Genomic DNA, 12,930 nt, shown 5'->3' on the forward strand with positions numbered 1-12,930 from the left:
TCTCCTTTAAATTTTAGTCTTTAACATTTACTGTGTCACCAAATAACTCTTTAGCTTTTTCTACAATCTGATTGCTTGACTCGTCTTGTTCAGAGCCTGAATCTGATTGTTTTTGCTTATTAAGCAGTTCTTTACCATGCTTTTGCAAAAATTCTGCACGAACTGTAGACCAGTCCTCATCAGGTACCAGCACTATTTCATAGCTATGCTTAGTAAATTTAGCAATTTCATCTGTCAATACATCTAGTAAATTACCATCTTCGCTGGCTTTTTCAAACCAAAGAGTATATTTGCATTTCATTACTATCTGATTTGAACTGGCTGCAACAGGATTCAGCACATCTAGCAAAGCACGTTGCGATACGCCTAAAACTGACTGCAGATCCGGCCAAACATTTTTGATAGCCACAAGATCATCCTTAGTGGCATTTTCTAAGACATGATAAACTTGTTTCCGATTTTGTTCATTAGCCTTTTTTCTACTTCTAATTGTTTTTCTAGGTTTGGAAGCAGTTTTTGCTTTGGAATTTTTACTTTTATTTTCATCGATTCGATCAGAAACTGCACTATCAAGATGAAAAATCTTATCGCTATTTTGAGTTTGCTTTTTGCTTAAACTAGAAACTTTTTTAGTTAAGTTTGAAACCTGCTTTTTTAATGCCTCTAATTCACTAGTCAAATCAGTATTTGCATTCCTTTGACTTTCTGAACTAGCCAAAACATTTTCAGAATCTACTTTGCTATTTTGTTTGCCAGCACATTCAACTAAAAACACCTCTAGTGGTATCTGCTGCTGATTAGTATAGCGTAAATCATTTAATGCAGTATTAGCTGATGCAATTACTTGAAAATAGCGGTCAGAATTTACATCTTGTATCTTTTTTATAAAGTCAGCGTTCAAAAAGTTTTTCTGACTATTGTCTTTAGTTTTAACAGCCATTAACGCATTAGTCGCCATTTCAATCAGTTCATCTAAAATGTTTTTTGAGCTGGCACCATTTGCAAGTTCTGTCTGCGCCAAAGACAATGCTTCAGTTGGATCATTATTCAAAATTGCCAATAAAATCTGTTCAATCTTTTCTTTATCAGCAAAACCTGTTATTTCAAGAGCTGCATCATATTCAACTTTGTTTTTGTCAAAACTTAAAAGCTGATCTAAAATGCTTAAGGCATCCCTCATACCACCATCAGCTACCTGAGCAATTACGGCTAAGGCTTTTTCATCATAACTGATTTTTTCTTGCTCAAGAATATACTTCATTCTTTTTTCAAGGTCAGCTTGAGTTATACGCTTAAAATTATAACGCTGAGTCCTTGATATGATGGTTGCTGGCACTTTTTGCAATTCCGTAGTGGCCAGAATGAAAACAACATGCTCTGGCGGTTCTTCTAATGTTTTAAGTAAAGCATTAAAAGCACCCATAGACAACATGTGGACCTCATCTATGATATAAACTTTATATTTGCCCTGAGTTGGGGCATACTTAACTTTATCTCTAATATCACGTATTTCATCAACGCCATTGTTGGAAGCTGCATCAATCTCCATAATGTCTGCCATCGCGCCCTTGTCGGCTGCAAGACAATTGGCACACTTGTTGCATGGCTCACCATCCTGCAGATTGCTACAATTCAATGCCTTAGCCAAAATTTTTGCACATGAAGTTTTCCCAGTACCACGTGGTCCAGCAAACAAAAAAGCATGGGAGATTGTACCTCGCTTAATTGCATTTTTCAAAGTATCCGTAATATCATCTTGACCAATCACACTATCGAAAGTGCGGGGTCTCCATTTGCGGTATAACGCTTGATAAGCCATTGATCAGTCTTCCCTAGTAAAAAACTCTTAACTCTTTCGAAAGAGTTAAGAGTTTGTAATTGTCTAATAAAAGGCACATGCCCGAGCAACCTTAGTGCTGCTACCTTCCGGTCCTGACACGCTTTGGAGGTCAAACATTGCCCATAAGATATATTAACGTATTTTAAGGTATTTTTCCACTAATTTGCGAAATTTTTGTCGGAGTCCTTTTCTGCTTTTTGTTTTTGTCTAATATCTTTAAAAAAATTTTTTAGCATCTGGCTTGACTCTTCGCGGTATAGTCCCCGAATAACGTTAGGATGATGATTAAACTTTTCAATATCAAAAAGGTTAACCACACTACCGGCTGCACCAGCTTTAGGGTCAAGTGCTCCAAAATACAAACTCTTAAGGCGAGAGTTAATAATCGCACCTGCACACATTGGACAGGGTTCTAGGGTGACAAAAAGACTACAGTCTATTAAACGCCAAGTACCAAGATTATTGCAAGCTTCCCTGATAGCAATCATTTCAGCATGTTGCGTAGAGTCCTGATCCAATTCTCTGCGGTTAAATCCTGTACCTATAACTTGCCCATCGGGAGCTACCACAATCGCACCAATTGGAACTTCTCCTAAATCTTGGGCTTTTTTTGCTTGCTGAAAAGCTAATTGCATAAAGTCTTTTTTTTCTGCACTTGAAAATGGCATTAATTATTCACCGCCTGCAAAACATAGTAACCTTTATCTCTTTTTAAAATGGTACAATTGCCAAAAGTTTTTGTTAATAATTTACGGGCACTCGGCTCACCTTGTTTTTTTTGAATTACTACTAGTAAAACCCCATCACTTACCAAATGATTTTTCGCACCAGACAGAATATTGGAAACAACTTTTTTACCAGCTCGAATCGGTGGATTAGTCAGAATTAAGCCATATTTCTTTGCTGATGAAATATTGCTATAAGTATCAGAGGAAAAAATAGCAACATTATCTATATGGTTAAGCTCAGCATTCTTTTTTGCTAGATCTAATCCACGCTGATTAACGTCTATCATTTCTACTGTTTGCTTTGGCCAAAATTTAGCTGCAAAAAGACCGATTGGTCCATATCCGGTGCCAACATCTAAAATATTGTTTTGAGGAAAATCAACATCAAGCATTTTCTTAATTAAAACACCTGAACCATAATCCACGCGTAATTTCGAAAAAACTCCAGCATCAGTAGTAAATTTGAGATCAATGCCGTTAACTTGATAGTCAATTATATGCTCATCATGCTGAGAAGAGGGGTTCTCAGTAAAATACATTTGGTTTTGTTTTTCAGTCATAATTCGCTCATTTCTAAAACCTTATCCAGATAATTTTAGCGGACATCTAAATTTTTGCAAATATAAAAAAACTAATTATGCTCGATAATTTCTATAGAGTATAATTAGCTTTTCCGTTTTTCATTATTATAACTTTTGATGAACTTTAACGGTTTTTGTTACTGGAAATACACGTTTAGCATAATAGTATGGGCGGAAATTGGCATTCCATACTGTTACGCCAGCATTAGGCCAAGAATGTAAGACTTTATTATTGCCTAAATAAATCCCTACGTGATAACAAGTTGGCTTTGGTTGACCATAAAAAATTAAATCTCCCCGCTTTAATTTATTAAGGCTAACCGTTTGCAAAGTCGGACTTTGAACAAATGAACGACAGCCCCATTCATGAGTAGCATGCCATCTCGGGTTAGCAGGAGAGGGATCAATTCCTGTTGCATACATACATTGCATTACTAAACCAGAACAATCTACAGAGGTTCCTGGTTTTTTAGTAGTAAAATCAACCCAAGCTGTACCAGCATTCTTATATTGGTAACCACGCTTGATAAAAGCATTAACATAATCATTTCTGGTAGAAGCATAGTTTAAGCTTTTATCAAGTGGACTGGTATAGAAGCCCTTGAGATGCAAACTCTTCATATGTAATTGGCGATACCTTTTTGGTATTTGATAACGCCTAACAGTATTTATAGTTATTTTGTTACTCTTAGCTGCTGTAGCATCTTTTGTTTTAGGAGCATAAAGTCTCCAGGTTGAATGTTTGTGATGATACCAAGATGAAGGATAAGTTATTTTAAAGGTTCCCTCTTTATTTGTTGAAAACTTTTGAACATTAACGTATTTTTTGCCGTTCCATTTTTGCAAACTGACTGATCTTTTTTCATGGCTATTTAATGCTACTTGATCAGTAATTTTATCGCCCGCTGTCCATTTAAATCTTGTATGTAATTTGTTAAATTTGGTTTTAATTTTTTCAGGTGCTTTAGGCTCTTCTGTGGGTTTATTTGAATTTTCAATACCGCTTGTGTTACCAGATTGACTAGATTCGTCAGCGTTATTTGTCTCATTGGTATTATTAGTTAACTGACTATCTTGATTATTTTGTGATTCATCAGTTACTGGTGATGCACTAGTTTGTGCACTAACAATTGAAGTAGTTCCAAAATTTGCAATTAGAGTAATAGCAGCAATGCCCAAAAATAATTGCTTTTTATATTTCATATTCTTTCCTCTTTTTTTAAAAAATAAGATACAAAATAATAATATCATAAAACTATTATTAGAGCGTTAAAACATTTTAATAGCTCAGCGCTCTGTACCCATCTCGACTCCAATAGCTGATGAAGTCAGCACTATTAATTTGAGCTTTGGTCCCTGTCCACGGATCATTGTAGTACAGTTGTTGATTATGATATCCAGTCAAAGTAAGTGCATGGTTCGAAAAACCATCTATGCCGTTAACCCAGACAACTACTAAGTGAGAGTGTAGCAATTTATTTTTAATTGCACTTAACCTACAACTAGTCATAATTTTAGCCTTACCCAGATATCTTTTAACAACACCTTTTAGTCCACCAGGTGCTACCCAATAACCTGCAGGATAAGCTTTATAAGGAGAACCGATGAAACCTTTGTTGGGATTATTGCTGCGAGGAGTTTCATTGGCAATTTTTAATTTAGACACTTTTTTACCAGCAAAATTAATCATCATTGTAGCTGCCGTCATTTCGCACCCGGTTGGTAATTCTGGTCTTTGACAAATACATTTGGCATAGTTTTTTATGCCCTTGACTACACCCTTTTTAATCCAATAATAGGCTTTCTTGGTAGATACTGATTTCTCACTTCTTTTACCGTTAGTCATATAGTAGCTGTAGGTAGATTTACGCGGTGTTTTTCTTAGTCCACTTAGCAAAACACCGTGTTTATTAAACAAGTAATGATATTTTTTTATTTTTACTAGTCCTTTGACTTTTCTATTATTTTTGTAAAAATATTTTTTCTTTCCCCTTTTGATCCAACCCTGTTTAATTTTGGGTTTTACCAGTGGAGTCTTTTTATTTTGCTCTTTTTTCGGCGTTTCATTATGAGTATTCTGCTTATTTTGGTCACTATTACTATCTACGGTTTTATTATCATTTGCACTAGAACCAGCATTATCATTATTTTTGTTATCAGATTTGTTTTTATCATTAGTATTATTATTTTGAGCATTAACTGTAGTATCTTCAGAATAGCCACTGGAGTCCGCTTTTACGGTATTTGCTGCCTGAGTCTCAAACAATGAAATAATAAATACTAGCCAAAAAATATATCTTTTTTTCATTATATTTACCTTTAATAATATGAGTTATATTGCGGATATATTCAGTTTGTTGGACATATTAGAACTATTAATTAAACAACTTATTAGAACAATACTAATTCATTGCCACTAGATAGCTTTTAAAAATACGTCTTTAATATATAACGCCAACTGAAGAAAAAATCTGGCCACTCTTTTTATCTGCTAACGCACCAAGACCAATTGTTTTATCGTTAGGAGCAAGCAAAATATCTCGATGTCCCCAATTAGACTGCGCATCATTATAAATATATTCATAAAGCATGTTATCAGCAACCAAAGCACTGCTTGCAGTATTTTTAGCATTAATCAGCTCGTTATTTGAACGATCTATGGTTGCACCCCAGGGAAACATTGCTAGACATTCAGCAGTAGTTTTACGCACGATACCTGCTTTATTGAAAAAATCATTCAAAATAAAATTACCGGAAGAATCATTATGGGAAAAATTATCAGGCAATAATTTGGTTCTTTCCTGTACAACTTCATCCAAATGAGAATCTTCCGTCACTGGGCTTAACCCACGTTTTGTTCTTTCATTATTCAACTCTTTTAAGAATTCCTGTCTAAACTCACTGATTGAAAAATCAGCAATTGTAGAATTATTTTGAGTAGGCTGAGTTGTACCTGTATTAGCAGAGTTTGCAGGTGTATCTGTATCTACTGGATTGGTAGAATTACCTGGATTGGTTTGGGTGCTTTGATTTACAGGCTGTTTTTGTGGCTTTTTAATCTTTGACTTAATATTTGCAACATCTTTTACTAGAACAAATCTATTTTTAGTTACAAGATAAAATTTTTTTCCTTTTATTTTCTTGGCTTTTTTAACAACCGTTAGCTTCTTGCCCTTTTTTAAAATCTTTTTCTTTAACTTCTTGCCTTTTTTATTATAGTAATATGTTCTTTTTTTGACTTTTACCCTTTTAACAGCTGGTGCTTTCAAAACCATACTGCTGGAAACTTTCTTAGCTTCTGTGGTCATTGAGCCAAAAGACAGACCGCTTGCCATGCTTGTAAAAGTTAATAGTACTACGACAGTTTTACGATAATTAAATTTTTTCATTGCTTTCTCCTTTATTTAATAATAACTCTTAGTCCAGTTGGTGCTTTTTGATAGAACCATTTTGCATCGCTTGTGCTTAAATGAATACAACCATGAGAGGTTGGCTTTTTACCTAATTTGTTAGCTACCTTTTTAATTAATTTGTGGTGAATATTACGCGGATTTTCATGAAAAAGATATAAACCACCTTGCAGCCAACCTACTGCAAATCTTGCACCCATTTTCTCACTGGCAGAATAAAACCACGGTGCCCGATAAGTATTAATACGAAAATGTCCCTTAGGTGTTGAGTTATGTGCTCCAGTTGAAACATAAAATTCGTATCTGGTTTTGCGACCACGAATCAAATACGCGCGTTGCTTTTTTAATGAAACTACTATCTTATCTTTTTTAGCGCTCATCCCTTGAGGATATGGTTTAATTTCAGAAGATTTAGTATAACTAATCGGTTTACGCATATATTCTCGTGGAATTTCACTAACGGATTTTGCAAAGATTTTCTTTTGCCCAAAATTTAATATGAATCCGCCAATAATAATTAAAAAGCTAACTATTACAAATTTATTCTTTTTTATTTTCACTATCTATTACTCACCTTCTTTAATATGTCGACTAACTACGATGCTTATACGTAAATTTTACTAATTTATTCGCATCCGAAAACTCATCTTTGTCATGCAATACCACTACAATCCGTCCGTTGCCCTTGTTACAACTTCCAACAAAGCAATAGCCTGATCGCGGTGTCCAGCCTGTTTTCATGCCATCGGTTTTTAAGGATTTAACGTTATACTTACGACCAGGTAACGTATCATTATAGTTATGTAATTTCTGGCCTGCCACATACATCTCAGGTGTGGCAAAAAATTTCATCAAACTGGGATAATCATGAGCAACATGATAACCAATTATTGCAAGATCTTTTGCCGACAATAAGTTTCCTGAACTCCAAGCACCTTTAACATAATAACCATAAGGTGCTAAATCACTGTTTTCAAGCCCTGAAGCTGATACGAAATTTGCAGAAAGATGCCATAGCTTTGCTTGTTTATTCATCATTTTGATGAATTTCTTATTTGAACCTGCAACCCATTGACCCAACCGAATTGCAGAGTTATTGTCGGAATCAATTATTGCTGAAGACATGATCTCGTTGACAGTATACTTTTTTCCTTTTTTTACATGGAAGCAGTTAAGGTTGGGATTCTTGGCCATTTTTACCAAAGGGCTGGAAAACTTGAGCTTTTTTTGCCAATCATGCGGATTACGGGCAAGCTTGCGCCTGGCTAAATAAATTGTCATTAGTTTCCCAGTAGATGCTGTTAAATAGCACTTCTTCGCATTTTTTGCCAACAGTACTTCTCCAGTCTTACGATCCAAAACTAGGTAAGCTTTTGCTTTGGTTTTAGGCGTTTTTCCATGAATATACTTAGTATATTGGCCAACTGATTTGTCTTGATTGTGACTATAAACTGTAGTTTTATGTTTTTTCTTTTTAGGTTTTTGATCCACTTTATTGTTTGCACTATTGCTGTCAATTTGAATGGTTTCATCAGCCTGAACTACAGAAGTGCTAACAAAAAAAGCTGCTATTATAGAAAAAAGTCCAAAAATAAACTTATTTTTGACTTGCACCTATACCTCCCTAAACATTTTCAAATTTAAAATTACAAGTGATATTTTAAAATTAATTAACTATAAATTTAATTATATTATAAAATGGTAAATGTAGTTAAATTTTTTTAAAATTGATTGGAGCTAAAATGTTAAGCAAATCAAAACTATTTTTAATGTTTATCAGTCTATCATTTTTGGGAATATTTAGTTTTAGTGTAAAAGTTTCTGCAGATACTATCAGTACACAAACAATCACTAATCAGACAAACAATGAACAAAAAGAGCAAAACCAATCTAAATCAGACATTAGTGATAATTCCAATTCTGATAATAATCAGACTGTAAATTCTAACAAGAATAAAGATAATTCTCAGTCCCACAAGTCAATCAACACTGATAAAAAACAAAAGAAAGCACCAAAGATTACCTATTTAAAGAAAAAAGGCAGTGGTAAAATTTACCAAACCCATTATCGCTTTAGTAAAACATTAACCAGTAAAAAAAATTCAGCCAAAAATTGGTATAAAAAACAAATTAGTTACAGCAAATTAGCCAAAACTAACAAAGAGACTTTTGTTAAGACAAAGTACGGATGGTTAAATAAAAAAGCTTTCAATCAGTTTTTATTAACTAAAAATAAAATAAATTATAAAATGAAAATTGTCAGAAATGCCAATTTGTATAACTTACCTGCCCACACTAATGATGCCAGAAAAATAGGAACTAGCAAAAATTTGCATTTGAAGAATAAATGGGTTCATGTAAATATGATTGCCCATACTAACTTGCATGCAGTATATTATCGTTTTAAACATCGGGGACAAAATTATTGGATTTTAGGCCAAAATATCAAATATAATTTAAAGGCTCTAGAAGGCAACAAAAAGTCGCTTGAGCGTATTATCAAAATCGGTGAAAAAATGATTGATCATTCAAAATATGACGAAAAATCACGACATTTTGACTGTTCTAGTTTTATGAATTATCTTTTTACTAAAGCAGGCCATCATCTAGGATCAACCACATTTAGTCAATGTTATAATGGCAAACCCATTAATTATAAAAACAAAAAACGTGGCGATCTCATTTTCTTCGATGATAAAGACGATGGTCATTTAGCCCATGTTGGAATGTACCTCGGAAAAGGATTATTTTTACATGATAGTCCATACACTGACAACGGTGGGGTTGGAGTTTCCAGTCTGCAAGACAATTTCTGGAACTCACGCAATTCAAAGTATTTATCAGTTCACTATCCTGATGGCATTGTCAGAAGAATTATGTAAAAATAACTAACCGCCTTTAGCTTAAGTCCAATTTTAATAAAATCTCTCGAAAAATAAAAAGACGTATTTGCAAATTGCAAATACGTCTTTTCTTATAACTTGTCCGATCGGACTACAATTATTTCAATGTAACTGTAGCGCCAACATCTTCAAGCTTAGATTTAATGTCATTAGCTTCGTCTTCAGAAACGCCTTCCTTAACGTTCTTAGGAGCGCCATCAACAAGATCTTTTGAGTCCTTAAGGCCAAGTCCGGTAATATCACGGACAGCCTTAATAACCTTAACTTTTTCTTGGCCAGCTTCTGTCAATTCAACATCAAATGTTGATTTAGCAGCAGCTTCGCCACCAGCAGCACCTGCAGCAGCAACTGGAGCAGCAGCAGAAACACCAAATTCATCTTCAATAGCCTTTACCAGGTCATTTAATTCAAGAATTGAAGCACCTTTCAAGTCTTCAATAATCTTATCAGTATCTAAAGCCATACTTATTTATCCTCCGAAATTTTAGATATAAATTATTTTATTTATTCTGCAGATTCATCTTTTGAATCAGCAACAGCCTTAACAGCATATGCGAAATTGCGAACAGGGGCTTGTAATACAGAAACAAGCATTGACAGTAAGCCTTCGCGACCAGGAATGGCAGCAAGTTCCTTGATTTCTTCTTTAGAAGTCAATTTACCTTCTAACATACCACCCTTAATGTCGATAACATCATAATCATCTTCGTATTTTGAAACGATACGAGCTGGTTCGGTAATGTCATCAGCATTATCAGTATAAATTACAGCAGTAGGACCTACAAAAGTCTCATCAAGACCTTCTATACCGGCCTTAGCAGCAGCACGTCTTAAGTAAGTATTCTTAACAACCTTCATGTTAACATCGTTTTCACGAAGTTCCTTACGCATGTTAGTAACTTCTTCAACAGTTAAACCCAAGTAGTTAATTATTAAGATTGCTTTAGCAGCTTTAAGTTCTTCAGCAAACGCATCAACAAACTTTTCTTTTTCAGCAATAGCAGCTTTACTCAATCGATTTCACCTCCATCAAATTTAATAATAAATTCCATCAGGCCCAAATAAAAACTCCATGCCAAGAAAGACATGGAGCTTTAAACTCATCAATATCTTCTGGCCTCGGCGGGAAATTAAGGCGTCATGCCACCCGAGTCTTAGGTAGAATTTACTTTATTAAATATAACAGGATTATATTTTAAATGCAAGTCAATTATTTCTTTTTAGGTTTAATTAACTCAAATAATTCACCTGAAGTTTTGTAAATTACCCAACTGGCCAAGTTCACAATATGATCACTTATTCTCTCTAGTAATCTGATGATAACAAAGTAACTGGCAGAAGCAACAGCGGCGTCAGGTTCTTGTTCTACACCATCTATAATCATTTGTCTGGCATTCTTATAATCTTTAAAAACCTTAGCATGTCCAAGTACCATTTTTCTAGCATCTTTTTCATTTTCTTGAACATAAGCAGTTAATACTTGTACCAACATTTCACGCACTTGATGGGTCATGTTGGAAATTACTTTTTCAACTTCTGGCAGACGTGGATTACCTTTGACTCTGACAGTTTCAACGGCAATACTGTTTGCATTTTCGCCAATTCTTTCTAAGTCCGTTGTAGCTTTTAAGATACTAATAACAACGCGAAAATCTGTCGCAACCGGCTGTTGCAATGCCATTAATTCCAAAGCCTTTTTTTCGATCTTGACAGCTTCTTTAGCTACTTCCTTGTCTTCGGCAATCATTTCTTGCGCCGTCTTTTTATCATGTTCAACGAATGAACGCGTACCCTTGTCAATCAAATCATTGACCAAGACTCCCATTTCCATAAACTGAGCGTTCAACTTTTTCAGTTCATCTAAAAATATTTCGTGCATAATCCACCTCCAAAATTAGCCAAAACGGCCGTTAAGATAATTGTTTGTCATTTCTTTTTTAGGTGACAAGAACATTTCTTGTGTCGAACCTGATTCAATCAATTCACCATTCATTAAAAAAGCTACCTGATCTGAAACCCGACTCGCCTGTTGCAAGTTGTGTGTCACCATAATAAAAGTATATTTCTGTTTCAAAGCCATTAACGTTTCTTCAATTTCTGAACTTGATATTGGATCTAAAGCAGATGTCGGCTCATCAAGTAAAACAACTTCCGGTCTGATTGCCAGAGCCCGAGCTATACAAATACGTTGCTGTTGTCCTCCTGAAAAAGCAAGAGCATTACGCTGCAAACTGTCTTTAGTTTCATTCCAAATTGCAGCTTGCTTCAAACTTTCTTCAACACGCTGTTCAATCAAATCTTTATCTTTAACACCAGCTATGCGTAAACCATAAGCTACATTATCAAAGACGGAAAACGGAAACGGCGTGGGCTGTTGAAACACCATTCCTACCTTCTTACGTAAAGCAACTAAATCAATATGAGAATGATAAATATCTTTTCCTTCTAAAAGTATCTCACCAGTAATATTAATATCGTCAATATCATCATTCATACGATTTAAACAGCGCAAAAAGGTAGATTTGCCACAGCCAGATGGTCCAATTAAGGCAGTCAATTTTTGAGCGGGAAAAGCTAAACTTATACCATGTAAAGCTTCAAAACTGCCATACTTAAGTTTAACATTTTTAGCCTCCATCACATTTGTCATCAATAACGCCACCTTTATCCAAAACTACCCTGAATGTACTTCTCAGTAATTTCACCTTGAGGGTTGGTGAAAATATTTGTAGTAGTATCATATTCTAACGCATGTCCCAAGTGAAAGAATGCTGTATATTCACTAATTCTTGAAGCCTGCTGCATATTATGCGTTACCATAACCATGGTATATTTCTTTCTCAACTGCTTTAAAGTATCTTCAAGCTTAGCAGTAGATACTGGATCTAAAGCACTAGCAGGCTCGTCAAGAAGTAAAATTTCGGGTTTTAGGGCAATCGCTCGCGCAATGCATAGTCTTTGCTGCTGACCCCCTGATAGTGCCAATGCACTTTGGTCGAGTTTATCCTTTACCTCATCCCATAAAGCCGCAGCTCTGAGACTTTCTTCTACAATTTGATCCAGTTTCTTTTTATTCTGCTGACCGTTTGCTTTTAAGGCATAAGTGATATTTTCTCTAATTGACTTCGGAAAAGGATTAGGCTTTTGAAAAACCATTCCAATTGCCTTCCGCAATTCATAAACATTAATTTTGTTCTGATTAACATTAAGGCCATGAAACATAATTTTGCCGTCAACTCGTGCTACCCGGTCATTCATACGATTAAGTGAGCGCAAAAATGTTGATTTACCTGAACCAGATGCTCCTATTAATGCAGTAATTGTATTTTTCTTAAAGCCTAAGCTAACATCAAACAACTTTTGAACTGTACCACCATAGAAAACACTCAAATCAGTAGTTGAAATTGCACAGTCATCTTCAGGAAAGGTCTTAATGTAGGTTTTTTGTTTTTGCCAATTTTCCATAAG

General features: G+C 34.9%; 14 protein-coding genes, 1 other RNA gene and 1 other annotated feature. Of the genes, 1 reads left to right on the forward strand and 14 read right to left on the reverse strand.

Annotation, left to right across the window (positions count from 1 at the left end):
• Positions 1-13: 13 nt before the first annotated feature.
• The 9 genes from dnaX to F5ESL0261_RS07035 all read right to left on the reverse strand — a co-directional run bounded on the left by dnaX (position 14) and on the right by F5ESL0261_RS07035 (position 8,173).
• A complete protein-coding gene (dnaX, locus tag F5ESL0261_RS06995) occupies positions 14-1,819 on the reverse strand; it encodes a DNA polymerase III subunit gamma/tau (protein WP_122052705.1) in 1,806 nt (601 codons plus the stop codon).
• 57 nt (positions 1,820-1,876) lie between these two features.
• Positions 1,877-1,970, reverse strand: an RNA gene (gene ffs / locus F5ESL0261_RS07000) — signal recognition particle sRNA small type.
• A gap of 28 nt (positions 1,971-1,998) precedes the next feature.
• Positions 1,999-2,508 carry a tRNA adenosine(34) deaminase TadA gene (tadA, locus tag F5ESL0261_RS07005; protein ID WP_233560909.1) on the reverse strand — a complete coding sequence of 170 codons (510 nt, stop codon included), beginning with the start codon at positions 2,506-2,508 and terminating at the stop codon, positions 1,999-2,001.
• Positions 2,508-3,128, reverse strand: a complete 621-nt coding sequence (locus F5ESL0261_RS07010; protein ID WP_122052706.1) for a class I SAM-dependent methyltransferase — start codon at positions 3,126-3,128, stop codon at positions 2,508-2,510. The genes tadA and F5ESL0261_RS07010 overlap by 1 nt, the downstream gene beginning before the upstream one ends.
• Before the next feature lie 126 nt (positions 3,129-3,254).
• On the reverse strand, positions 3,255-4,352 hold the full coding sequence (locus tag F5ESL0261_RS07015) for a C40 family peptidase (RefSeq protein WP_158595205.1): 1,098 nt from the start codon (positions 4,350-4,352) through the stop codon (positions 3,255-3,257).
• Positions 4,353-4,428: 76 nt separating this feature from the next.
• On the reverse strand, positions 4,429-5,457 hold the full coding sequence (locus F5ESL0261_RS10170; RefSeq protein ID WP_199699945.1) for a C39 family peptidase: 1,029 nt from the start codon (positions 5,455-5,457) through the stop codon (positions 4,429-4,431).
• Positions 5,458-5,590: 133 nt separating this feature from the next.
• Positions 5,591-6,538, reverse strand: a complete 948-nt coding sequence (locus F5ESL0261_RS07025) for an SLAP domain-containing protein (RefSeq protein ID WP_122052708.1) — start codon at positions 6,536-6,538, stop codon at positions 5,591-5,593.
• A gap of 11 nt (positions 6,539-6,549) precedes the next feature.
• Complete coding sequence (locus F5ESL0261_RS07030; protein ID WP_122052709.1) at positions 6,550-7,119, reverse strand: L,D-transpeptidase; 570 nt, start codon at positions 7,117-7,119, stop codon at positions 6,550-6,552.
• Between the two features lie 31 nt (positions 7,120-7,150).
• Complete coding sequence (locus tag F5ESL0261_RS07035; protein ID WP_122052710.1) at positions 7,151-8,173, reverse strand: D-alanyl-D-alanine carboxypeptidase family protein; 1,023 nt, start codon at positions 8,171-8,173, stop codon at positions 7,151-7,153.
• Positions 8,174-8,301: 128 nt separating this feature from the next.
• Between F5ESL0261_RS07035 and F5ESL0261_RS07040 the strand changes: the two genes are divergently transcribed.
• The gene (locus F5ESL0261_RS07040) at positions 8,302-9,441 is read left to right on the forward strand and encodes a C40 family peptidase (RefSeq protein WP_122052711.1); all 1,140 of its coding nucleotides are present in this window, start codon (positions 8,302-8,304) and stop codon (positions 9,439-9,441) included.
• Between the two features lie 118 nt (positions 9,442-9,559).
• Here F5ESL0261_RS07040 and rplL read toward each other — a convergent pair whose 3' ends face one another.
• The 5 genes from rplL to pstB (F5ESL0261_RS07065) all read right to left on the reverse strand — a co-directional run bounded on the left by rplL (position 9,560) and on the right by pstB (F5ESL0261_RS07065) (position 12,927).
• Positions 9,560-9,925 carry a 50S ribosomal protein L7/L12 gene (gene rplL, locus F5ESL0261_RS07045; RefSeq protein WP_045928398.1) on the reverse strand — a complete coding sequence of 122 codons (366 nt, stop codon included), beginning with the start codon at positions 9,923-9,925 and terminating at the stop codon, positions 9,560-9,562.
• Positions 9,926-9,966: 41 nt separating this feature from the next.
• Positions 9,967-10,476, reverse strand: a complete 510-nt coding sequence (rplJ, locus tag F5ESL0261_RS07050; RefSeq protein WP_045928399.1) for a 50S ribosomal protein L10 — start codon at positions 10,474-10,476, stop codon at positions 9,967-9,969.
• Positions 10,477-10,515: 39 nt separating this feature from the next.
• Positions 10,516-10,639: a sequence feature (ribosomal protein L10 leader region), on the reverse strand.
• A gap of 33 nt (positions 10,640-10,672) precedes the next feature.
• Positions 10,673-11,341, reverse strand: coding sequence for a phosphate signaling complex protein PhoU (gene phoU / locus F5ESL0261_RS07055; RefSeq protein ID WP_045928400.1), 669 nt, complete (start codon positions 11,339-11,341; stop codon positions 10,673-10,675).
• 15 nt (positions 11,342-11,356) lie between these two features.
• Positions 11,357-12,112 (reverse strand): phosphate ABC transporter ATP-binding protein PstB, encoded by a 756-nt coding sequence (pstB, locus tag F5ESL0261_RS07060; protein WP_045928401.1) that lies wholly within the window; start codon positions 12,110-12,112, stop codon positions 11,357-11,359.
• Between the two features lie 14 nt (positions 12,113-12,126).
• A complete protein-coding gene (pstB, locus tag F5ESL0261_RS07065) occupies positions 12,127-12,927 on the reverse strand; it encodes a phosphate ABC transporter ATP-binding protein PstB (RefSeq protein WP_109586558.1) in 801 nt (266 codons plus the stop codon).
• Positions 12,928-12,930: the final 3 nt, after the last annotated feature.

Origin of the sequence: Lactobacillus sp. ESL0261 (assembly GCF_003693025.1) — a bacterium.
In the GTDB taxonomy this organism is placed as follows: domain Bacteria; phylum Bacillota; class Bacilli; order Lactobacillales; family Lactobacillaceae; genus Lactobacillus; species Lactobacillus kullabergensis.